We start from the raw sequence: 21,358 nt of genomic DNA, 5'->3' as shown, positions 1-21,358 counted from the left end.
ATGACACGTGAAATCAAGCGTATGGCGGTGGTGGGTGCCGGCGTCATGGGCACCGGCATTGCCCAGATTGCAGCCCAGGCAGGTGTTGAAGTCTTGCTGTTCGACAACCGCGAGGGCGCCGCCGAGGCCGCTCGCGCAAACTTGGGGCAGACCCTGGATAAGCTGGTTGCCAAGGGCAAGGTTCCCGGCAGCGATGCCCAGGCAACACTTGAGCGTTTGCGGGTGGGGACGGCTTTAACCGAGCTCAGCGATGTTGACCTGGTGGTGGAAGCCATTATTGAGCGCCTGGATGCCAAACAGGCCTTGCTGGCCCAACTTGAAGCGGTGGTGCGCGATGACTGCATATTGGCCACCAACACCTCATCGCTGTCCGTGACCAGCATCGCGCGTGAGTGCAAGCACCCGGAACGTGTGGCGGGCTTTCACTTCTTCAACCCGGTACCGCTGATGAAGGTGGTGGAGGTCATCGATGGCTTGGCCAGCGATCCGCGCGTCGGCGACAGCTTGCAAGCGCTGGCTACGCGGATGGGACATCGCGGGATCCGGGCCAAGGACACCCCCGGTTTTATCATCAACCACGCCGGGCGTGCCTACAGCACCGAAGCCCTGCAGATACTCAAGGAATGCGTAACGGAACCCGCAGAGATTGACCGCATCCTGCGTGAAGGCTTGGGGTTCCGCATGGGGCCGCTGGAGTTGTTCGACCTTACGGCGCTGGATGTGTCCCACCCGGTGATCGAGTCAATCTACAACCAGTTCTACCAGGAACCGCGTTATCGTCCGGCCGCGCTGACCCGCCAGATGCTCGAGGCGGGGTATGTCGGGCGTAAGGTCGGGCGTGGTTTCTACCGGTATGTCGATGGCCAGAGGGTGGATGCGCCGGAGCCGCAGGCCGTACCTACTGTGGAGGCGTTTCCGCCCGTCTGGCTGGGTACCGAAAACGACAATGACCGCGCCAGCTTGAGCGCATTGCTGGAGCAACTCGGCGCGCAGGTAGAGCAGGGGGCCACACCGTCGGATGATGCGTTGTGCCTGCTGGCACCGTATGGGGATGACGCCACTCGCGCGGCGCAACGCTTTGCCACCGACCCGACCCGTACCGTTTGCATCGACCCGCTGCTCGACTGCACTCGTTACCGCACGCTGATGCTTACCCCCACCACCCGCGTCGACCTGCGCAATGCCGCACACGCATTGCTGGCACGCGATGGTGTGGGTGTCAGCGTGATCAATGACAGTGTCGGCTTTGTGGCCCAGCGGGTGCTGGCGATGATCGTCAACCTGGCGGGCGATATCGTGCAACAACGCATTGCCAGCGTCGAAGACCTGGACGAAGGCGTGCGCCGGGGGCTGGGTTACCCGCAAGGGCCATTGGCCTGGGGGGACAGCGTCGGGCCCCAGCGTTTGCTGACTATCCTGGAGCGCATGACGGAACTGACCGGTGACCCTCGTTACCGACCTGGCCCGTGGCTGCGTCGTCGTGCGGCACTCAGCCTGTCGCTGTGCCATCCCGAACCGACCCTGACTTGATCCCTTAACGCTTAGGAAACTGCCATGCTCAACGCTTATATTTTTGCAGGGTTGCGCACGCCTTTCGGTCGCCACGCTGGCGCGCTGGCGCCCGTGCGGCCCGATGATCTTGCGGCCCATGTGATCCGGGAATTGCTGGCTCGCTATGCCATCCCTGGCGATGCCATCGAAGACGTGATCCTTGGTAATACCAACCAGGCCGGTGAAGACAGCCGCAATATTGCGCGTCACGCTGCGCTGCTCGCCGGTTTGCCTGTGACGGTGCCGGGGCAGACGATCAATCGACTGTGCGCCAGTGGGCTGGCCGCCGTAATCGATGCCGCCCGGGCTGTTACCTGTCAGGAAGGCGAACTATTCGTTGCCGGCGGGGTGGAGAGCATGTCCCGTGCTCCCTTCGTGATGGCCAAAGCAGATGCGGCCTACAGCCGTGATTTCACCGTGTTCGACAGCACCATCGGCGCACGCTTTCCCAACCCGAGGATTGTGTCCGAGTTCGGTAACGACAGCATGCCGCAGACCGGCGACAACGTGGCCCAGGAGTACGGCATTGACCGGACCCAGGCCGATGTTTTCGCTGCGCGTTCCCAGGCGAATTACCACGCCGCACGCCAGCGCGGTTTCTTCAACGACGAACTCCTCGGTGTCAGTGTCCCCACTGGTCGGAAGACGCCGCCCAACCTGGTCGAGCAAGACGAGCACCCACGCCCACAATCCGACCTTGCGGCCCTCACGCGCCTAAGCCCTTTGCACGAAGGTGGTGTGGTCACCGCCGGCAACGCTTCAGGTGTAAACGATGGGGCGGCGGCACTGCTGATCGGTACTGCCGCCGCCGGTGAGCGCCACGGGTTAGTGCCTATGGCGCGAATTCTGTCGAGCGCCGCCGCAGGTGTTGCGCCGCGCATCATGGGCGTCGGCCCGGTGGAGGCGATCAACAAAGCCTTGGCCCGCGCCGGCCTGACGCTGGCGGACATGGATATCATCGAAATCAACGAAGCGTTTGCCAGCCAGGTGCTGGGTTGTCTAAAGGGGCTGGGCCTTGCGCTTGACGATCCTCGGGTCAACCCCAACGGTGGCGCGATCGCGGTGGGCCACCCACTGGGTGCCTCAGGCGCGCGCTTGGCGCTGAGTACCGCGCGGGCGTTGCAGGAAAGCGGAAAACGCTTCGCCGTGGTCAGTCTGTGTATCGGTGTCGGCCAAGGGCTGGCGATGGTTATCGAGCGCGCGTGAACGCTCAAGTAAAGGTGAAATGACATGGGTGCTTTGACTGGATACCGCGTGCTCGACTTGAGCCGTGTACTTGCCGGGCCCTGGTGCGGGCAAACCCTCGCCGACCTCGGCGCGGAAGTGATCAAGGTGGAACGGCCAGGCGTCGGTGACGACACCCGCGGCTGGGGGCCGCCCTGGATGAAAGGCCAGAGCGACGAGCTGACCTCTGAGGCCTCCTATTATCAGTCGACCAATCGCGGCAAGTTATCGGTGGCGCTCAACTTGGCCAGCCCGGAAGGGCAGGCGTTGGTGCGTGCCCTGGCGACCGATTGCGACGTGCTGATCGAAAACTACAAGGCCGGTTCCCTGGCCAAGTATGGGTTGGATTACGCGTCGCTGGCGGAGTTGAACCCACGCTTGGTGTACTGCTCCGTCACCGGTTTCGGGCAGACCGGCCCGCGTGCTGCCGAGCCCGGTTACGACTTTATCGTGCAGGGCATCGGCGGGCTGATGAGCATCACCGGGGAACGCGATGACTTGCCCGGTGGCGGACCGCAAAAGGTCGGCGTGGCTTTTTCCGACCTGATGACCGGGTTGTATTCCACGGTGGCGATCCAGGCGGCGCTGCTTAGCCGGGAAAAGAGCGGGCTCGGTCAGCATATCGATATGGCGTTGCTGGATGTGCAGGTTGCCACCCTGTGCAACCAGAGTCAGAACTACCTGGCCTCCGGCAAGCCGCCCGGGCGATATGGCAATGCTCACGCCAATATTGTGCCGTATCAGGTATTCCGCGCCAGTGACCAGGACTTCATCATCGCCTGCGGCAACGACTCGCAATTCGTCGCGTTGTGCGAGGCCATTGACCTCGCACACCTGCCTGAAGATCCACGTTTCACGCGTAACGCCGACCGGGTGGCCAATCGCGAAGCGATTATCGAAATCTTGTCTCGGCATTTCCTTGAGGGGCGCGCGCAGGCATGGATCGACCGTATTCACCCTCGGGGTGTGCCAATAGGCGCGATCAACAGCATCGCCCAGGCGCTGGATGAGCCTCAGGTCAAGGCGCGCAATATGCTGGTGACGATACCCCATCCGCTGAAGGCCGATTTCGTGACCGTCGGCAGCCCGATCAAGCTGTCGGGTACGCCGGTGGAATACCTGCGCCCGGCGCCGATGCTCGGTGAGCATACGGATGAAGTGCTTAAGCGTCAGTTGGGGTTGGACGACGAGCGCCTGGCGCAACTGAAGGCCAGCGGCGTGATTGAGCAGTTGGGCGAGCGCTGATTCGCTTTCCCGGCGCGCCGAACGCGAGCCGGGCTCTTTTTTTTGCAATGGAGTTTTCCATGAAAGTCCTCGTAGCCATCAAGCGGGTGGTCGACTACAACGTCAAGGTCCGGGTTAAAGCGGACAACTCAGACGTCGATCTTGCGAATGTAAAAATGTCGATGAACCCATTCTGTGAAATCGCCGTGGAAGAAGCCGTACGCCTTAAAGAGAAAGGTGTTGCGACTGAAATCGTCGTCGTCTCCATCGGCCCGTCCACCGCTCAAGAGCAACTGCGCACCGCGCTGGCTCTGGGTGCCGACCGCGCCATCCTCGTCGAATCCGCTGAAGACCTGACTTCGCTGGCCGTTGCCAAGCTGCTCAAGGCTGTTGTCGACAAGGAACAGCCTCAGCTGGTGATCCTTGGCAAACAAGCCATCGACAGCGACAACAACCAGACCGGCCAGATGCTCGCGGCATTGAGCGGCTACGGTCAGGGCACGTTTGCGTCCAAAGTCGAAGTGTCCGGCGACAGCGTTGCCGTGACCCGTGAAGTCGACGGCGGCGCGCAGACCGTTTCCCTGAAACTGCCGGCCATCGTCACCACCGACCTGCGTTTGAACGAGCCGCGCTACGCGTCCCTGCCAAACATCATGAAAGCCAAGAAGAAGCCTCTCGAAGTGCTGACTCCTGAAGCTTTGGGCGTTTCCACCGCCTCCACCAACAAGACCGTGAAAGTCGAAGCGCCTGCTGCACGCAGCGCGGGTATCAAGGTCAAGTCGGTGGCTGAACTGGTCGAGAAACTGAAAAACGAAGCGAAGGTGCTTTGAATTGGAGAGCCGAATCATGACTATCTTGGTAATCGCAGAGCACGACAACAAGGTAGTGGCCCCGGCCACCCTGAACACCGTGGCTGCCGCTGCGAAAATCGGTGGCGACATCCACGTATTGGTCGCTGGCCAGAACGTTGGCGCCGTGGCTGAAGCCGCCGCGAAAATCGCTGGCGTGGCTAAAGTGCTGGTGGCCGACAACGGCGCCTACGCTCACCAACTGCCGGAAAACGTCGCTCCTCTGGTTGCAGAGTTGGGCGCTGGTTACAGCCACATCCTGGCTGCCGCGACTTCCAACGGCAAAAACATCCTGCCGCGCGTTGCCGCGTCGCTGGACGTTGACCAGATCTCCGAGATCATCTCGGTCGAAAGCGCTGACACCTTCAAACGCCCGATCTATGCCGGTAACGCCATCGCTACCGTTCAATCGAACGCTGCGGTCAAAGTGATCACCGTGCGTGCCACCGGTTTCGACCCGGTTGCTGCTGAAGGTGGATCGGCGACTGTTGAGGCGGTTGCGGCTGCTCACGACGCTGGCACTTCGAGCTTCGTTGGCGAAGAACTGGCCAAGTCCGATCGTCCGGAACTGACCGCTGCCAAGATCGTCGTTTCCGGCGGCCGCGGCATGCAGAACGGTGACAACTTCAAACACCTGTACGCCCTGGCTGACAAGCTGGGCGCTGGTGTCGGCGCTTCCCGCGCTGCGGTTGACGCAGGTTTTGTACCCAACGACATGCAGGTCGGTCAGACCGGCAAGATCGTTGCTCCACAGCTGTACATCGCGGTCGGTATCTCCGGCGCGATCCAGCACCTGGCCGGCATGAAAGACTCCAAAGTGATCGTTGCGATCAACAAGGACGAAGAAGCGCCGATCTTCCAGGTGGCCGATTACGGCCTGGTGGCGGACTTGTTCGAAGCAGTGCCAGCACTTCAGCAAGCCCTTTAAGGATGAACCAGGCGCCGGTACGCGGCGCCTGGCGAGTCTCAGACGTATGAGCCTTTGCCCGGCATATTGATGCCGTGCAGGTTGACCTTGCGATACAGCGTTGCACGCGAAATCCCCAGCTCCTGCGCGGCCAACAGCGGCTTCCAGCGATTGCGCACCAGCGTATCAATCAAAGCTTGGCGTTCTGGACTCCCAGAGACAGTGTTCAAACCTTTCGCAGGTGCGCTCACGCTCAGTGTCACCGGTAGATCCTCCACCCCAATCACCTGGCTTTTGCATATAGCACAGGCGTAGCGCAGCACGTGGTGCAATTGCCGCATATTGCCGGGCCAGCTGTAATTCAGCAGCATTTCCAGTGCCGCTTCGCTTAACTCCAAGCATTCCCCCGAGCGTGCGCATTCTTCTTCCAGCAGTTTAGTGATCAGCGCCAGCTTGTCCTTACGCTCGCGCAGCGGCGGGATATCGAAGCGCGCGCCGCTCAAGCGGAAGAACAGGTCCTCGCGGAAGTGCCCGGTTTCAACCAGAGTGGCGATATCGCGGTGGCTGGCGCAGATGATCTGGATGTCGATCGACTGTGCGCGCGCTGCACCCAATGGCGCTACCTCACCCTCGCTTAACACCCGCAGCAGGCGCGTTTGCAAGGACAGCGGCATGTCGCCGATTTCATCCAGGAACAGGGTGCCGCCGTCCGCCTGCTGCAACAGACCGAGCATGCCTTTGCTGGAGGCGCCGGTGAAGGCACCGGCGGCATAGCCGAACAGCTCGCTCTCAATCAAGCTCTCGGGTATCGCCGCACAGTTGATCGCCACGAAGGCCTTGTCGCGGCGTTTACTGGCTGCGTGCAGTTGCAGAGCAAAGTGCTCCTTGCCGGCGCCGGTCTCACCATGAATCAGCACAGGCAGCCCGCGATCCTTGACGCGCACCGCCAGCTCCAGCGCTTGGACGACCTTAGGGTCGACGGCTGACGCCAGTGTGCTGGCCGCGGGCGTACTGATGGGCCGGCGCGGCACCTTGAGGCGTACATGCAGGCCCATCGTCGGCAGGTAGTGGATGTTGTCATCCCCGGCGGCAGGCAGTTGCGCTGAGGCGAAGGCTTCGTCGACATGTGTGGGGATCCGGCCACAGCGCTGCAACAGCAGGCGTCGCGCGGCAGGGTTGAGCGCTTCGATGCGGCCATCACGGTCCCAGGCGAACAGGCACTGAGGCTGGCTGTCGACGTAGCCGGGCAGGGGATGGGCGCGTAACACCCACAGGTCTTGGGTGCTGTACATGAAGTAGGCATTTTCAAGGTCGATGGCACTTTGGATAACCATCTGCCGGATCAGATGCTGGCTGCGTCGGTCGTCCGGTGCGCGCACTGAAGAGACGTCCAATACCGCCAGGATCTCGCCGTTGGGTGAAAATATCGGCGCCGCCGAGCAGGTATTGCCAATAAACGCCGCGCGGAAATGATCATGCTTGTGCACGGTGACCGGCAGTTTGTCGATCAACACCGCGCTGACAGCGGTCGTACCTTCTTCCTTTTCCGACCAGCAGGTGCCGACATCCATGCCGGAACGGCGGTACTCTCCGCGCAGGGTCGATTCGATCCGATAGTCGACAGTGCAACCCAGCGTATCGGTGAGCATCACACAGTAGTCGGCGTCTCGTACGCGGCTATGCAGCCGCGACATCTCATCACCGGCCAGGTGCAGGAAATCGTCGACACGCTGGCGGTGCTCATTGATCTGGTGTGCCTCCAGAACCCTCGGGCCCTGTAACGAACCCGGGTCGAGCTTGTAGTGCTGTGCCGAGCGGCGCCAGGAATCGAGGATGGCATTCGGCACCGGCAGGGTCGGGGCATTCTGGGCAGTGCGCAACACGCGACTCACGTGTTCCACATGAGTCTTCGAAAAACCAGAGGACATGGTACCTCCGAGGGTTGGATCTTATTTTTCTGTTGATGGCCATTAAAGGCGGCTTGGCCGATCCCTTCAAGCTGATTCCGTCAGCCGGTGCCGGTGAGACATAACCGCTCAGTATTCGCAACGTCCCACGGCAGACACGAGCGGTTATGTCTTGCTGTGGCGGTGGTGTCGTGGACTGCGATTGTTCTCTCGAATCGTCTATGTCGGGCTTTACAGCCATTTATTTCGGTGTTGGCATTCGACTTGCTCTGTCAGTCTCAGCAGGCCGCGTCGAACGGTCGTATCTCAACAACAATAATGACAGAGGCACTACATGAGCGAATTCAACGCTGTGAATTTCTCCCTGAATGGCAAGGTCGCCCTGGTGACGGGTGCGGGCCGTGGGATTGGTCAGGGCATTGCGCTGAGCCTGGCCCAGGCAGGTGCAGACCTGGTGCTCGCTGATTATGACTTGGGTATCGCCGAAGAGGCTGCCGCCCTCGTACGGGCCTTGGGTCGCAGGGCCGTGGCCCTGCACGTTGACGTCAGCAAACCCGAGAGCGTCGCCAGCCTGATCGAGCAGGTCAGGGAGCAATTTGGCCGTCTTGATGTGGCCGTCAACAATGCTGGCGTGGTAAGCCTCGGCCGGGTTGACGAACTGGCTGTCAGCGAGTGGGACCGCATCATGAATATCAACGCGCGCGGTGTATTCCTGTGCTGTCAGGCTGAGCTCAAGCTGATGCGCGAGCATAACTTTGGCCGCATCATCAACCTGGCTTCAATTGCCGGCAAAGTCGGCTTCCCGGATCTCTCTCACTACAGCGCCTCCAAGTTCGCGGTGATCGGTTTTACCAATGCCTTCGCCAAGGAAGTTGCCCGCGAAGGTATCACCGTCAATGCCCTCTGCCCGGGTGTAGTTGGCACCGGCATGTGGCGCGGTGATGAAGGGCTTTCCGCCCGTTGGGCCCAGCCTGGCGAGTCCGAAGTGCAATCCTGGGAACGGCATCAGTCCAGCCTGCTGCCTCAAGGGGAGGCGCAAACCGTGGAAGACATGGGCCAACTGGCGGTTTACCTGGCCTGCGCACCCCATGTCACCGGCCAGGCTATCGCCGTCGACGGCGGCTTCTCGCTTTAGTTAAACCCACGGGCCGGTCTTGGCCCGCTACGCACACATTGACGATGACTTTTCCTGGGCGCCCGGCTCAGGGAAACGGATACGGCTTGCCTGTCACTTTGTTCAAGTCGGCGAGCGAACTGATCGAAATAGGAGAACACAATGACAACTACAGTTCTGGCCAAACGTTCTGTTGGCACCGACATCATCCACTACGACGCCATTGTGATCGGCGCAGGCTTCGGTGGCATTTACATGCTCAAGAAGTTGCGCGATGAACTGGGTTTGAAGGTGCGTGCCTTCGATAAGGCCGGCGGTATTGGCGGCACCTGGTTCTGGAACCGCTACCCCGGCGCGTTATCCGACAGTGAATCGTTCGTCTATTGCTTCTCTTGGGATCGCGAGTTGTGCCAGGAGTGGGATATCACCACGCGCTACCTGACCCAGCCACAGATTCTGTCTTACCTGAACCATGCGGTAGATCGGCATGACCTGCGCCGTGATATCCAGCTGGAAACCGGTATCACCGCCGCGGTGTTCGACGAGCAGAGTAGCCGCTGGTTGGTCACTGCTGACGACGGTCACCAATACAGCGCCAAGTACCTGGTGACTGCGCTGGGCCTGTTGTCTGCGACGAACGTGCCGAAGATCAACGGCCTGGACCAATTCAAGGGGCATATGTACCACACGGCCAACTGGCCTGCCGATGCTGTGCTGGAGGGCAAGCGGGTGGGCGTCATCGGCACCGGCTCGACCGGTTGCCAGGTCATCACTGCGATCGCGCCAACGGTCGGCCACCTCACGGTGTTCCAGCGTTCCGCGCAGTACACCGTGCCAGTGGGTAATGGCCCGGTCAGTCGCGAATACGTCGACGACATCAAGCGCAACTATGATGCCATCTGGAAGGAAGTGCGTTCCTCGCGGCTAGCGTTCGGCTTCCCGGAGAGCGATATCCCCACCATGAGCGTGGACGCTGCCGAACGTAAAGCCATCTTCCAGCGTGCCTGGGACGGTGGTGGCGGTTTCCGCTACATGTTCCAGACCTTCAACGATATCGCCACCAGCGAAGATGCCAACATTGAGGCCCAGAACTTCGTCCGCGAGAAAATCACCGAGCTGGTCAAGGACCCGGAAACGGCGCGCAAGTTGATGCCAACTGATCTCTACGCCAAGCGACCGCTGTGCGACAGCGGCTACTACGCCACGTTCAACCGCACCAATGTGTCGCTGGTGGACGTCAAGGCTAACCCGATTGAAGCGATCACCGTCAAGGGCATTCGCACGGCAGACGGTGTAGAGCACGAGCTGGATGTGTTGGTGTTCGCCACCGGTTTCGATGCCGTGGACGGTAACTACAAGCGCATTGATATCCGCGGGCGCGACAACGTCTCGATGAAGGATCACTGGGCTGACGGGCCGTCGAGCTACCTGTCGGTGGCCACTGCCAAGTTCCCCAATATGTTCATGATCCTGGGGCCCAATGGTCCGTTTACCAATCTTCCACCGACCATTGAAACCGAAGTGGAGTGGGTGTCGGAGCTGATCGGCTTTATGGAGCAGAACGAGCTGGCGTGCGTGGAACCGTCTGCGCAAAGCGAACAGGAATGGGGCAAGACCTGCCAGGACATTGCCGACCAGACGCTGTTCGCCAAGACCGACTCGTGGATCTTCGGCGCCAATATCCCCGGCAAGAGCAACAAGGTTTATTTCTACATGGGTGGCTTGGGCGCGTTCAGCGAACAGCTGGCAGCCGTCAGGAACGACGACTACCGGGGCTTCAAATTCAAGGCCGTGAGTGTTGATGGGGCGAAGTCGCGCCGCGTAACGGAGAACCTGCAATGAAGTTGAACAACCCCCAACTGATGCGTCATCAAGCGTTTATCGACGGTGAGTGGCTGGCTGCCGACAACGAAGCCACGATCACCGTGGTCAACCCGTCGACCGGGACGACCATCGGCCAGGTCCCGCGCATGGGTAAGGCAGAAACACGCCGTGCAATCGAAGCCTCCGAGCGTGCGTTGCCCGCCTGGCGTGAGCTTTCTGCCAAGGTCCGGGCCAATGCGCTGCGCCGCTGGTGCGAGCTGATCATCGACAACCAGCACGACCTGGCCCACATCATGACGCTGGAGCAGGGCAAGCCTTTGCCTGAGGCATTGGGCGAAATTGTCTTTGGTGCGTCGTACATCGAGTGGTACGCGGAGGAGGCCAAGCGTGTCTACGGGGATCTGATCCCCGGCGCGACCGACAAGCGCCTGTTGGTGATCAAACAACCGGTGGGTGTTTGTGCCGCTATTACGCCCTGGAACTTCCCCAGTGCAATGATCACCCGCAAAGCCGGCCCGGCCTTGGCCGCTGGCTGCACCATGGTGATCAAACCGGCCTCGCAGACGCCGTTCTCGGCACTGGCATTGGTCTATTTGGCTGAGCAGGCGGGCATTCCCAAGGGCGTGTTGTCGGTGGTCACGGGCGCAGCGGCGGAGATTGCCGAAGAGCTGACCAGCAACCCGGCAGTGCGCAAGATTTCCTTTACCGGGTCCACCGAGATCGGGCGTCAGATCATGGAGAAATGCGCCCACGACATCAAAAAGGTCTCCCTGGAACTGGGTGGCAATGCGCCGTTTATCGTCTTCGAGGATGCCGATCTCGATGCCGCCGTGGACGGCGCGCTGGCCTCAAAATTCCGTAACGCCGGGCAGACTTGCGTGTGCGCCAACCGGCTTTACGTGCACGACAAGGTGTACGACGCGTTCGTCGACAAACTGGCTTCGGCGGTCGGTGCCCTGAAGGTGGGCGATGGCTTTACCGACGGCGTCACCCTCGGGCCGCTGATCGACGGTAAGGCCGTTGCCAAGGTGCGCGAGCATATCGAGGATGCGCTGGCCAAGGGCGCCAAGGTTGTTCAGGGGGGTGGCGCGCATGCCCAGGGTGAGAACTTCTTCGAACCCACCATCCTGGTGGACGTACCTGACAACGCCCGAGTCGCCAAGGAAGAAACCTTCGGCCCCTTGGCGCCGGTGTTCCGCTTCTTTGATGACGCCGAAGTCATCGCCAAAGCCAACGACACCGAGTTCGGCCTGGCGGCGTATTTCTATACCGCCAACCTGAGTCGCGTGTTTCGAGTCGGGGAGGCTCTGGAGTACGGCATCGTCGGGGTCAACACCGGCATCATCAGTTCCGAGGCCGCGCCGTTTGGTGGGGTCAAGGCGTCGGGTGTCGGCCGTGAAGGGTCCAAGTACGGGCTTGAGGATTACCTCGAGATCAAATACCTGTGTCTGGCCGGCATCTGAGCTGATCCATCACTGTCCACTTTTCAATTGATCGCTTGCTTCATGGCCGTCAGGGCATTGCCCTGCGGTCCGGTTAACGCTGTGTCGTAAAACATAAAAACAATAGGAAAATCGACATGAACATCGCTTGGAAACTGCCGCTGGGGCTTGGGCTCCTGTCGTGCATCGCCGTACCTGCGTCCGCCGCTGACCCTTCATCGCAATGGGGAACGGGTGATTGGGGAGGGGGACGCAGCGAACTGCTGGAGCAGGGCGTTGATGTGATCGTCGGTTACGTCGGCGAAGCAGCCACCAATGTCCACGGTGGCTACAACCATGATCGTACCGCACGCTATACCGCGCAGTGGGCGCTCGGCACACACCTGGACCTGCAGAAGCTGCTGGGCTGGGACGACGCCGAGTTCCAACTGCTGGTGACGGAGCGCAATGGCAATAACCTTTCCAACGAACGCATCTCTGACCCGCGCGCCCCGCAGCTCAGCTCGGTGCAGGAAGTGTGGGGCAGGGGGCAAACCTGGCGCCTGACCCAGATGTGGTACCGCCAGAAATTCTTCGACAGTGCCCTCGATCTCAAGCTCGGCCGCGTGGGCGTCAACGAAGACTTCGCCAGCTTCCCGTGTGACTTCCAGAGCCTGTCGTTTTGCAGCGCACCCATCGGCAACGTCGCCGGTGATGTCTGGTACAGCGGGCCTGTGAGCCAATGGGGCGTGCGCGTGCGCTATAACCTCGATGAACAGTGGGCGGTGCAGGTCGGGGTATATGAGCAGAACCCATCGAACCTCAGCACCGGCAATGGCTTCAAGCTCAGTGGCAGTGGTACCAAAGGTGCGTTGGTTCCGGTGGAGGTTATCTGGAAGCCAACAGTGGGCAGAGAAGCGTTACCAGGTGAATACCGCCTGGGTTACTACCACAGCAGTGCCAGCACCAATGACGTATATGACGATGTCAACGGTGCTCCGCAGGCGCTGACTGGCCAAGCCCCCAAATCACGCAGCAGCAAGCATGGTGCGTGGATCATGGGCCAGCAGCAATTGACCACTCATCACGGCGATGCCTCGCGCGGCCTGAGCGTCTTTGCCAGCCTGACCGTTCATGACAAGGCTACCAGCGGCATCGAGAGTTTCCAGAACATTGGTGCGGTCTACAAAGGCCCTTTTGATGCCCGGCCCAAGGACGACATCGGGCTGGGTGTCGCACGCTTGAAGGTCAACGACGACGTGACCAAACGGCAGCGCCTGCTCAATGACAGTACGGGCATCACCGACTACGACGACCCGCTCTATATCCCTGTGCAGCACAGTGAATACAACATCGAACTCAACTACGGCGTGCACGTTACCGACTGGCTGACCGTACGCCCGAACGTGCAGTACGTGCGTAATCCAGGCGGTGTCTACGAGGTGGACAACGCTTGGGTTGCCGGTCTGAAACTTCAGGCGAGTTTTTGAGCGTAGGCACGTACGTGAGCAGTCAGTAGTCGCTATCTAATTCTTCATCACGATTGAGAAGGAAAACTGAAATGAGCAAATCTTTAGGAAAAGTCGCTTTTGTAACCGGCGCAGGTCAAGGGATCGGTGAGGCCATCGCGTTGCGATTGGCGGCAGACGGCTTTGCCGTAGCCTGTGCTGATATGAACATTGATACAGCCAGTCACGTGGCTGAAAGAATCAAAAAAGAGGGGGGTAAAGCTCTGGCCATAAAGGTTGATGTGGCCGATCGCGAGGATGTTTTCAAGGCCGTGCAGGCAGCGGTGGATGGCTTGGGTGATCTACATGTGGTCATTAATAATGCGGGTATCGCGCCTATTGCTCCCATTGAAGCAATTACACCAGAGATCTATAGGAGAACTTTCGATATCAACGTAGGTGGTGTTCTCTGGGGCATACAGGCCGCGGTAAAGGCGTTTAAAGCGCTGGGGCATGGCGGGAAGATCATCAGCGCTTCCTCTCAGGCAGGTCATATCGGCAACCCCGACCTGGCTGTTTATGGGGGGACCAAGTTCGCAGTGCGGGGCATTACGCAAACAGCGGCCCGTGAGTTGGCCCATCTCGGTATTACGGTGAACGCATATTGCCCGGGCATTGTGAACACTCCCATGATGCGCAAGGTTGCCCAGGATGTGGCGGACAATGCCAACCAGAGTATTGAATGGGGGATGGAACAATTTGCACAACACATCACCTTGAAGCGGCTTTCCCAGCCTGAGGATGTGGCAGCCTGCGTTTCGTTCTTGTCCGGTCCTGACTCTGACTACATGACAGGTCAGGCGGTCATTATTGATGGCGGGATGGTATTTAACTGATTCGTCATCAGCGCTGGAGAACGTTCAAGTTTATGGGTGTTGAGCGTTTTCGCGCATGCGACGTGAGGGATTGATATGACTATTACTAAAGGCATTGCATCGCCGGCCAAGTTTCTGGTTCAGGCTGATGCGCTGGTTGATTTATCGATGCATGGTAAAGCCTATGGGGCCAATGCCTATCTGATCTGCGATCAATTTATTGTGGGCCGGGTTCATGAAAAAGCGATGCCAGGATTCAAGCATGAACAGCGTGCTGAGTTGGCCGTGTTCGGTGGGCAGTGCTCCGACAGCGAAATCAACAAGCATGTCCAAGCCGCGCGTGAGGCTGACTATATTGTCGGTATTGGTGGCGGAAAAACATTGGATACCGCCAAGGCAGCCGCACATTTCCTGGAAAAGCCAGTATTGATTCTGCCCACATTGGCTTCGACGGATGCGCCCTGTACCGCGATTTCAGTGATTTACAATGACGACGATACGTTTAATCGCTACCTGTTTTTATCAAAGAATCCGGACGTTGTTTTAGCGGATACGCGCATTTTGGCGGAACAACCGCCCAGGTTTTTTGCGGCCGGCGTGGGTGATGGTCTGGCAACTTATTTTGAGGCGAGAGCGTGCTTTGCTGCGCAACGCGACAACCTGATCCTAGGCAATGACGGAAAAATGCTCAAGCCTACGTTGATCGGTTTTGCTATTGCCCAAACGTGCTATGCAACCATCAAGAAGTATTCAGCGCAGGCGGCTTTTGCGGTGGAGAAGAAAGTCATCACTGCTGCATTGGAGAACGCCATTGAAGCCACCATTTACATGTCAGCTGTCGGAGCTGAATCTGGTGGTTGTGCTGCGGCGCATGCGATCCATAACGGAATGACCATAGTGCATGATCTACACGGAGCACAGCATGGTGAAAAGGTGGTTTTCGGCTTGTTCACTCAATTAGTGATGGAGGCCGCACCGATGGCGGAGATTGAAGAGGTTGTTGATATTGCGATCGCCGTCGGTCTCCCGTTGACGCTTGAGGATTTAGGGCTCAAAAGCTTTAAGGAAGCGGAGTGGAGAAAGGTCGCCGAACTGGCATGCGACAAAAACGACACGATTCACAACATGCCTTTTACGGTGACGCCTGACTTGGTGTATGACGCGATCGTGGCGGCTGACGCACTGTTGCATGCGTTTAAAAAGAAAAAATCTCTGCACTAGTGTATTGATTGGGAACCGGTTAATCGGGAGCCAATAGCGCTCAATCGGTCAGGCGCCGTCAATCGTTCAAATTGATTGACGGCGCTTGGTGCTGAGGTGAGGCCTGACAGTTATCAGTATTATTTGGGCTGAACTACGCCCCTCAACTTGGATGGCCGGTAAGCGTCTATTTTCCAGCAAATCACTCAGGTAGCCAGTGAGGTGCTGAATAGTCGTCTCGTTTCGCTTCAAGAAATGAAACGGACCGGTTTTGTGTACATCGACCAATGCCACCCCTTTGAGCACGGCCAGGTGTTGGGAGACTGTCGATTGGGACAGACCGCAACGTTGTGTGATCTGGCCAACGCTCACCCCGAACTCAAAACCGCATGGTTGCGGGGGGAAATGCAGAGTCGGCGCCTTGAGCCACTCGAGGATTTTTCGTCTCACTGGGTGTGCAATCGCGCGCATGGTTGCGTCGAAGTGGGGCGAGGTGGACGTCGATTTTTGATCTGTATCGAGCATATCGGATACCTCGGGTTCATAGCCTTCGCTGGCCTCGTGTCGAGGTCAGCGATAGAGGGACCGCAGCAACACCGTTCCCTTTGGTATCAGTCGAGCAGGTCGGAAATGGATTCGGCGGCGAGTTGATAGGAGCGGCGGCGTGCGTCAGGGTCGTAAATCCTCGCATCGATTATCACCTCGTCCACCTCCGTGGTCGCGATGAACTGGCGCAGCCAACGTCCTACATCGTCTTTGTTGCCAATTGCGGTGCACGACATGGCTTCAGCCAAATTCTGCCGATCATAGTTGGACAGCCGTTCCATAAAGCCCTCTTCCGGGCGCGGCAGAGCGCCTGCTTTGCCCGAGTACAAGTTGCTGACCCACTGACGGTGTGAACTCGCCAGGTAGTCGGCTTCGGCTCGAGTCGAGGCAGCGAAAACATTCGCGCCTGCGATGACATAAGGACTCTCCAGCACTGCTGACGGCCGGAACGTGGCGCGGTAATGCGTAATGGCTTCCATCAAAAATCGAGGTGCGAAATGTGAAGCGAATGCGTAGGGCAGCCCCAGTTTCGCGGCGAGATCAGCACTGTTCATGCTCGAACCCAATAGCCATAGTGGAACGTCATGTTTTCCAGGGATCGCGCGAACCGGCTGATTTCCGTCATCCGCTAGATAGTCCGTCAATTGCTGGATGTCTTGCGTGAAGTCTCGCTCGGAGGCATCGCCGCGTATGGCGCGGATAGCCGGTCCAGCGGATCCAGGTGCTCTGCCAATGCCTAAATCGATGCGGTCTGGAAACAAGGTGTCCAATGTCCCGAACTGCTCCGCCACCAACAGAGGAGAGTGGTTGGGTAGCATGATGCCGCCAGAGCCCACTCGCAGGGTGCTCGTTGCCGCAGCCAGATGCTGAATGAGCAGGGTTGTAGCCGAAGACGCGATCCCTGGCAGGTCATGGTGCTCGGCGATCCAGTAGCGCTTGTAGCCGTGGGCTTCCACGTGTCGCGCCAGAGAGACTGCGTCTTCTAGCGTGTGGGCGAAGGTTTTATCTTCGCCGATCATCATGAGGTCAAGTACAGATAGGGCTGTCATCACAGGCTCCATTTTTCAAATTAGGTTCGTGAGGCAGCGATGCGTTACTTCAATGGGAAGTCCGACCAGTGCGGATAACGTTCCAGGCGTCGATCGATATCGCGAAGCGTTGCCAGGCATCGCTGGAGTTTGAGGTAGATATCACCACCATAATCCCAGCCAAGTACGCCAATACTGCCCGTGTAACCGACGCGGTTCAGCGCTGCGATCAAAGCAAAATTGTCGAGCTCTCCGCGGTCGACCGGCTCCATGGTGGCCGCGCCACCCCAGCCGAGTTGCGAAAGTGCGCTGCCAGAAGTCACCACTTGCATGAGCCAGGGTTTCATCGCAGCGAGTCGCTGTTCAAGTTCGCCTTCCTGGCTCGCGTACCAGTGATAGCCATTGAACGAGGCCCCCAGGCGAGGGTGAGCAAAGTGCTCGCAAATCTGCACCACCTGCGCGGTGGTCTGGGTGACATGGTGAAGATGTGGATACAGCGCAATCCGTAATCCGCGTTGTTCGGCAATCGGCAACAGCGATTCGATGAAACGCATGATCGCGTGGTTGCCATTGACGGAGGTCTGCACAGCCAGTTCGATCAGCTCTACGCCTTCGACCGTTTCGACGATGCGCCGGATCAGCGTGTCGTTGCGTCCCTCATGCAGCACTAGGTATAGCCCTTCAATCCGCAGGCCATGTTGTTTCGGTACGCCCGGCAGCAGCGAGAGGTCGGTCAGTGGTGTGCCACCCCAGGCGGCGACAGTCATGCCGTCGTAACCGAGTTCAGCCAACATTTCGCACTGTGTTTGAAAGGCGTATACGCCCATCGACGAGTAGAAAAAGGAATCGAGTGCATGGATGCGATGAGCCATGGTTTATCTCCTGGCTCAGTGAGGCGAGTCGGTCAGGACAGCCCATTCAGGGTGGGCGGCCAACCGTTGCTCCATGGAACGGAACGCAGTGACCGAGCGGCGCAGGTTGCCGTACACGTCACCGCCCATGCTTTCCCAGCCGAGCACGCCAAATCGTCCGTCAAAGCCGCGCCGTTCGAGGGCGCCCAACAGCGTAAAGTTGTCCATTTCACCTTCATCGAGCGGTTCGATTGTTGCCAGTCCGCCCCATCCGAGCGGGGAGCGCCGAGTGCCGGCAATATTTACCTGTTTGAGCCAAGGCCACATCGCGTCAAGACGCTGCTCTAAAGCATGCTCCTCAGTCGCGTACCAGTGATAACCGTTGAACACGATGTTAAGGCGCGGATGGTTGAACTCTCTGCATAGGGCCACCGCCTCGGTGGTCGTCTGCATGCCGTAGCGTGCGTGCGGATACAGGCTGATCTCCAGGCCACGGCGCTCGCAGATCGGCAGCAGGCGCTCGAGCATTCGGCGGTCAAAGTTCGTGACTTCGTCGCCGGAATGCAAGGCCAGTTCGATTGTGGTGCAGCCCTCGATGGTCTCGAAAATGTTGGTCACAAACGATTCCAGGCCCTTGCGATAGATCAGGTAGACCGCGCCCACGTCCAGGCCCCAGGTGGGTTTAACCTGGGCGATCGACTTCAGGTCTTTGCTCCAGGCGGACATCGTCAGCCCTTGGTAGCCGAGTTCGGCGAGCATCTCGCACTGCGCTGCCAAGGGATAGGTCCCCAGGGTCGTCTGAAAAATGAAATCCATATGATGTAGAGGACGATTCATGAGTGGGCCTGCGCTGGCGATGGTTCGACGGGTAAGGAAGCACTTGGAAAGTGCGGCAAGAGGTATTCGCCCAGCTCGTCGATGACATCCGAGGCGTGGCGTCGCTGAGGTTTGAAGTGCAGAGCAACGTGACCGACGCCCTGATCCTGTTGGCGTTTCCAATGTTCAATCAGTGCATTTCGCCCGGCACGCAGCACGCGGCCCGCTTGGACGGGATGGTTTGGATCACGGTCCAGGTCAAACAGGGTGCCGTAGCCATAGGGTTTGTAGACGTTGGCGCCACAGGCGGCACGCCAACGTTCGATGATTTGCGGAATCAGGGCTGGATTGGAGATGTAGGAAAGAATGCCGTCCGTATTTTCTCCAATCCACTCCAGCGACTGGCCGGCCTGGCCAACGATAATGGTCGGCATGCGTGAGCCTACCGGTTTTGGAACGAGGTCGATCTCTCCATTCAACTGGCCATAAAACCGCGACGGGTGCACGGTCCAGTGTGTTTCTGTGGCGGCGCGAATGATTGCCAGCGCGTCACGGAACCGCTCGGCACGGTTGTCGAAGTCGAGCCCGAAGGCGGGGTATTCCACCGGCCGATCACCGGTGGCCAGCCCAAGGATAAAACGTCCCCCAAGCAACTGATCGATGCTCGCTGCCTGCTTGGCAACGATCAACGGATCGCGCAAGGGCAGGACGATGCCGGCGGTGCCGATGGCAATCTGCTTGGTCACGGCAGCGAGGAAGCCGGCATAGACCAGCGGATCAAGGATTTGCCCCACGTCACCGAAGTTCGGGTCGTAAAAGGGCACGTCCCGTAGCCAGATGGCGGAAAAGCCGGCCTCATCGACCTTGTGAGCCATCTGCGCGTGATCCTGCAGGGTTGGGCCTGGGCTATTGGGATAGCTTTCCAGCGGCGCGATAAATCCGAAGGTCAAATGGCCGGGTTGGAAAACGCGTGCGTAGCCGGGGTGCTGTTTGAGCTCAGGCGCAAGTTCGTAGGTGGAAGGCATCGAAGTCATTCGAGGGCTCTCGTGTAGTCAGATGACGGTGACTTCGCAGTACGATATAGCGGGGTGAAGTCACAATGGCGGTGACTATAGGTTGTATGATGTAAAAGAAAAACAGGATGAAGTTCCGAACATTTGCGAATAAAACGCTCAAATAGACAGGGGTGGTCATGGATCATTTTGGAGCGCTCAGCGCGTTCGTGCATGCCGCGCAAACGCGCAGCTTTACCGAAGCTGGGCGCAGAACCGGCGTGTCTTCATCGGCCATTGGTAAGGCGGTTGCGCGGCTGGAGGAAGAGCTTGGTGTAAGGCTGTTTCACCGGTCCACGCGCGCCATAACCCTGACGTCCGAGGGCAGCCTTTTTCTGGAACGCTGCCATCGAATTTTTGCGGAGTACGAGGTTGCCAAACGGGAGCTCACCCAGGCTGCCGGCAAGCCCCAGGGGAAGTTGCGCCTCGGTTTGCCACAACTGGGCATGAGGTTGATGCCTCACTTGATTGCGTTTCAGCAGGCGTATCCCGAAGTGGAGTTGGAGCTGGAGTTCAGCGATCGGTTGGTCAACGTCATCGAGGAGGGTTTTGATGCCGTGATGCGCATCGGTGAAGTTGAAGACTCGCGCCTGATGATGCGCAAGCTCAACGGCTACAGTCATCGCCTGGTTGCGTCTCCACACTATCTTTCACTACGGGGTGTTCCTTCACGGCCAACGGAACTGTCCAGCCATTCATGCCTGCGTTACCGATACCCCACCAGCGGTAAACTCGACCCTTGGCCTTTGGTGTCAAAAAAGGGACAGGACGGTGTTGAGCCGGGACAATCGGCTACCGCCAACGCGATTGAACCGTTGCTAGCAATGGCTGAGGCGGGGCAAGGAATAGCGTGTCTCCCTGACTTTTTTGTCGAGGACGCCATTGCAGACGGACGATTGGTGCCTGTATTGGATCGCTACGTTCGCGACCACCGTACCTTCAGCATTCTCTGGCCATCGAGTCGTCATCCGTTACCCAAGATAAAAGCCTTTGTAAGCTTTATGACATCGCGTCTGACGTGAGGCGGTACGGTTGGCCCGAGCGCAAACTGCCGATGCTCCGGAGAGTTCCGCAGCGTCGGCAGGTTTTGAATCCGCAGTGACTTACGCTTTGTTGGAGGCCTTTGCCGCAAAGACGCCGTCGCCCAGCAAGGCTACGACCAGTGCGGTGACGCTCAGGTAAATCGGGTATTCCCAGCCGCCATTGGCGTTGGTGAAGCTCCAGCCATTGCCGAAGTGGACGGTCGCGGCCACGAACAGCTGAACCACTGCCAGAGCGGCTACCCAGCGCGAATAAACTCCCAGCACCAGCATTAAACCGCCGATCACTTCAAAGGCCATGACCGGGTAGGCCAGGAAGCCCGGGAAGCCGATGGACTCAAAGAAGCCCGCAGTGCCTGCCGGGGTGAAGACAAAGACTTTGGTCAGGCCGTGGGCCATGAACATAATGCCCAGTGCCAGGCGCATAACGAAGGCAGCGTATGGTGCGGTACGTGTGTCGATCATGGTGCAGTTCCTTTTTG

The 21,358-nt window shown here is 59.0% G+C and carries 18 protein-coding genes and 1 pseudogene; 12 read left to right on the top strand and 7 right to left on the bottom strand.

Annotated elements, in window-relative coordinates:
- From JFU11_RS25325 to JFU11_RS25305, 5 genes are read left to right on the top strand one after another with little or no spacing between them, the layout of a single operon-like run.
- Window positions 1–1,530, top strand: coding sequence for a 3-hydroxyacyl-CoA dehydrogenase (locus JFU11_RS25325; RefSeq protein WP_201062463.1), 1,530 nt, complete (start codon window positions 1–3; stop codon window positions 1,528–1,530).
- A 24-nt stretch (window positions 1,531–1,554) separates the two neighbouring features.
- A complete protein-coding gene (locus tag JFU11_RS25320) occupies window positions 1,555–2,757 on the top strand; it encodes a 3-oxoadipyl-CoA thiolase (protein ID WP_201062462.1) in 1,203 nt (400 codons plus the stop codon).
- A 24-nt stretch (window positions 2,758–2,781) separates the two neighbouring features.
- Window positions 2,782–4,020, top strand: coding sequence for a CaiB/BaiF CoA-transferase family protein (locus JFU11_RS25315; RefSeq protein WP_134101477.1), 1,239 nt, complete (start codon window positions 2,782–2,784; stop codon window positions 4,018–4,020).
- A 59-nt stretch (window positions 4,021–4,079) separates the two neighbouring features.
- Complete coding sequence (locus JFU11_RS25310; protein ID WP_201062461.1) at window positions 4,080–4,829, top strand: electron transfer flavoprotein subunit beta/FixA family protein; 750 nt, start codon at window positions 4,080–4,082, stop codon at window positions 4,827–4,829.
- Window positions 4,830–4,845: 16 nt separating this feature from the next.
- Window positions 4,846–5,775 (top strand): FAD-binding protein, encoded by a 930-nt coding sequence (locus tag JFU11_RS25305; protein WP_201062460.1) that lies wholly within the window; start codon window positions 4,846–4,848, stop codon window positions 5,773–5,775.
- A 38-nt stretch (window positions 5,776–5,813) separates the two neighbouring features.
- Here JFU11_RS25305 and JFU11_RS25300 read toward each other — a convergent pair whose 3' ends face one another.
- On the bottom strand, window positions 5,814–7,682 hold the full coding sequence (locus tag JFU11_RS25300; RefSeq protein WP_201062459.1) for a sigma-54-dependent Fis family transcriptional regulator: 1,869 nt from the start codon (window positions 7,680–7,682) through the stop codon (window positions 5,814–5,816).
- A gap of 313 nt (window positions 7,683–7,995) precedes the next feature.
- On the opposite strand from JFU11_RS25300, the gene JFU11_RS25295 reads away from it, so the two are divergent.
- The 6 genes from JFU11_RS25295 to JFU11_RS25270 all read left to right on the top strand — a co-directional run bounded on the left by JFU11_RS25295 (window position 7,996) and on the right by JFU11_RS25270 (window position 15,564).
- On the top strand, window positions 7,996–8,796 hold the full coding sequence (locus JFU11_RS25295; protein WP_201062458.1) for an SDR family NAD(P)-dependent oxidoreductase: 801 nt from the start codon (window positions 7,996–7,998) through the stop codon (window positions 8,794–8,796).
- Between the two features lie 141 nt (window positions 8,797–8,937).
- Window positions 8,938–10,617: an NAD(P)/FAD-dependent oxidoreductase gene (locus tag JFU11_RS25290; protein WP_201062457.1), complete on the top strand. Its 1,680-nt coding sequence runs from the start codon at window positions 8,938–8,940 to the stop codon at window positions 10,615–10,617.
- Complete coding sequence (gabD, locus tag JFU11_RS25285; RefSeq protein ID WP_201062456.1) at window positions 10,614–12,062, top strand: NADP-dependent succinate-semialdehyde dehydrogenase; 1,449 nt, start codon at window positions 10,614–10,616, stop codon at window positions 12,060–12,062. The genes JFU11_RS25290 and gabD overlap by 4 nt, the downstream gene beginning before the upstream one ends.
- A gap of 116 nt (window positions 12,063–12,178) precedes the next feature.
- Entirely contained in the window at window positions 12,179–13,510 is a 1,332-nt protein-coding gene (locus JFU11_RS25280) for a carbohydrate porin (RefSeq protein WP_201062455.1), read from the top strand.
- A 71-nt stretch (window positions 13,511–13,581) separates the two neighbouring features.
- The gene (locus JFU11_RS25275; protein WP_134101500.1) at window positions 13,582–14,364 is read left to right on the top strand and encodes a (S)-acetoin forming diacetyl reductase; all 783 of its coding nucleotides are present in this window, start codon (window positions 13,582–13,584) and stop codon (window positions 14,362–14,364) included.
- A 75-nt stretch (window positions 14,365–14,439) separates the two neighbouring features.
- Window positions 14,440–15,564, top strand: a complete 1,125-nt coding sequence (locus JFU11_RS25270; protein WP_201062454.1) for a glycerol dehydrogenase — start codon at window positions 14,440–14,442, stop codon at window positions 15,562–15,564.
- A gap of 204 nt (window positions 15,565–15,768) precedes the next feature.
- Here JFU11_RS25270 and JFU11_RS28235 read toward each other — a convergent pair.
- The 5 genes and pseudogenes from JFU11_RS28235 to JFU11_RS25245 all read right to left on the bottom strand — a co-directional run.
- Window positions 15,769–16,068: pseudogene (locus tag JFU11_RS28235) on the bottom strand (metalloregulator ArsR/SmtB family transcription factor); the annotation flags it as partial.
- An 86-nt stretch (window positions 16,069–16,154) separates the two neighbouring features.
- Window positions 16,155–17,138, bottom strand: coding sequence for an LLM class flavin-dependent oxidoreductase (locus tag JFU11_RS25260; protein WP_201087491.1), 984 nt, complete (start codon window positions 17,136–17,138; stop codon window positions 16,155–16,157).
- Between the two features lie 44 nt (window positions 17,139–17,182).
- Window positions 17,183–17,989, bottom strand: a complete 807-nt coding sequence (locus JFU11_RS25255; protein WP_201062452.1) for a TIM barrel protein — start codon at window positions 17,987–17,989, stop codon at window positions 17,183–17,185.
- A 15-nt stretch (window positions 17,990–18,004) separates the two neighbouring features.
- Entirely contained in the window at window positions 18,005–18,805 is an 801-nt protein-coding gene (locus JFU11_RS25250) for a TIM barrel protein (RefSeq protein WP_201062451.1), read from the bottom strand.
- Window positions 18,802–19,818 (bottom strand): LLM class oxidoreductase, encoded by a 1,017-nt coding sequence (locus JFU11_RS25245; protein ID WP_201062450.1) that lies wholly within the window; start codon window positions 19,816–19,818, stop codon window positions 18,802–18,804. Before JFU11_RS25245 ends, JFU11_RS25250 begins: the two co-directional genes overlap by 4 nt.
- A gap of 158 nt (window positions 19,819–19,976) precedes the next feature.
- Here JFU11_RS25245 and JFU11_RS25240 point away from each other — a divergent pair, with 158 nt between their 5' ends.
- Window positions 19,977–20,858: a LysR family transcriptional regulator gene (locus tag JFU11_RS25240; RefSeq protein ID WP_134101520.1), complete on the top strand. Its 882-nt coding sequence runs from the start codon at window positions 19,977–19,979 to the stop codon at window positions 20,856–20,858.
- 81 nt (window positions 20,859–20,939) lie between these two features.
- On the opposite strand, the gene JFU11_RS25235 is transcribed toward JFU11_RS25240, so the two are convergent.
- The gene (locus JFU11_RS25235) at window positions 20,940–21,341 is read right to left on the bottom strand and encodes a DoxX family protein (RefSeq protein ID WP_201062449.1); all 402 of its coding nucleotides are present in this window, start codon (window positions 21,339–21,341) and stop codon (window positions 20,940–20,942) included.
- Window positions 21,342–21,358 lie beyond the last annotated feature (17 nt).

It is taken from the genome of Pseudomonas sp. TH37, assembly GCF_016650735.1.
GTDB classification, from domain to species: domain Bacteria; phylum Pseudomonadota; class Gammaproteobacteria; order Pseudomonadales; family Pseudomonadaceae; genus Aquipseudomonas; species Aquipseudomonas farris.
The sequence above is the reverse complement of the archived record's forward strand: the minus strand, read 5'-3'. Positions and strand labels throughout refer to the sequence as shown.

Coding starts and splice junctions, on each gene's coding strand:
- JFU11_RS25245 (WP_201062450.1), bottom strand. CDS start 19,818: ATGACTTCGATGCCTTCCACCTACGAACTTGCGCCTGAGCTCAAACAG.
- JFU11_RS25310 (WP_201062461.1), top strand. CDS start 4,080: ATGAAAGTCCTCGTAGCCATCAAGCGGGTGGTCGACTACAACGTCAAG.
- JFU11_RS25300 (WP_201062459.1), bottom strand. CDS start 7,682: ATGTCCTCTGGTTTTTCGAAGACTCATGTGGAACACGTGAGTCGCGTG.
- JFU11_RS25315 (WP_134101477.1), top strand. CDS start 2,782: ATGGGTGCTTTGACTGGATACCGCGTGCTCGACTTGAGCCGTGTACTT.
- JFU11_RS25280 (WP_201062455.1), top strand. CDS start 12,179: ATGAACATCGCTTGGAAACTGCCGCTGGGGCTTGGGCTCCTGTCGTGC.
- JFU11_RS25250 (WP_201062451.1), bottom strand. CDS start 18,805: ATGAATCGTCCTCTACATCATATGGATTTCATTTTTCAGACGACCCTG.
- JFU11_RS25320 (WP_201062462.1), top strand. CDS start 1,555: ATGCTCAACGCTTATATTTTTGCAGGGTTGCGCACGCCTTTCGGTCGC.
- JFU11_RS25270 (WP_201062454.1), top strand. CDS start 14,440: ATGACTATTACTAAAGGCATTGCATCGCCGGCCAAGTTTCTGGTTCAG.
- JFU11_RS25290 (WP_201062457.1), top strand. CDS start 8,938: ATGACAACTACAGTTCTGGCCAAACGTTCTGTTGGCACCGACATCATC.
- JFU11_RS25305 (WP_201062460.1), top strand. CDS start 4,846: ATGACTATCTTGGTAATCGCAGAGCACGACAACAAGGTAGTGGCCCCG.
- JFU11_RS25255 (WP_201062452.1), bottom strand. CDS start 17,989: ATGGCTCATCGCATCCATGCACTCGATTCCTTTTTCTACTCGTCGATG.
- JFU11_RS25275 (WP_134101500.1), top strand. CDS start 13,582: ATGAGCAAATCTTTAGGAAAAGTCGCTTTTGTAACCGGCGCAGGTCAA.
- JFU11_RS25235 (WP_201062449.1), bottom strand. CDS start 21,341: ATGATCGACACACGTACCGCACCATACGCTGCCTTCGTTATGCGCCTG.
- JFU11_RS25260 (WP_201087491.1), bottom strand. CDS start 17,138: ATGACAGCCCTATCTGTACTTGACCTCATGATGATCGGCGAAGATAAA.
- JFU11_RS25295 (WP_201062458.1), top strand. CDS start 7,996: ATGAGCGAATTCAACGCTGTGAATTTCTCCCTGAATGGCAAGGTCGCC.
- gabD (WP_201062456.1), top strand. CDS start 10,614: ATGAAGTTGAACAACCCCCAACTGATGCGTCATCAAGCGTTTATCGAC.
- JFU11_RS25240 (WP_134101520.1), top strand. CDS start 19,977: ATGGATCATTTTGGAGCGCTCAGCGCGTTCGTGCATGCCGCGCAAACG.
- JFU11_RS25325 (WP_201062463.1), top strand. CDS start 1: ATGACACGTGAAATCAAGCGTATGGCGGTGGTGGGTGCCGGCGTCATG.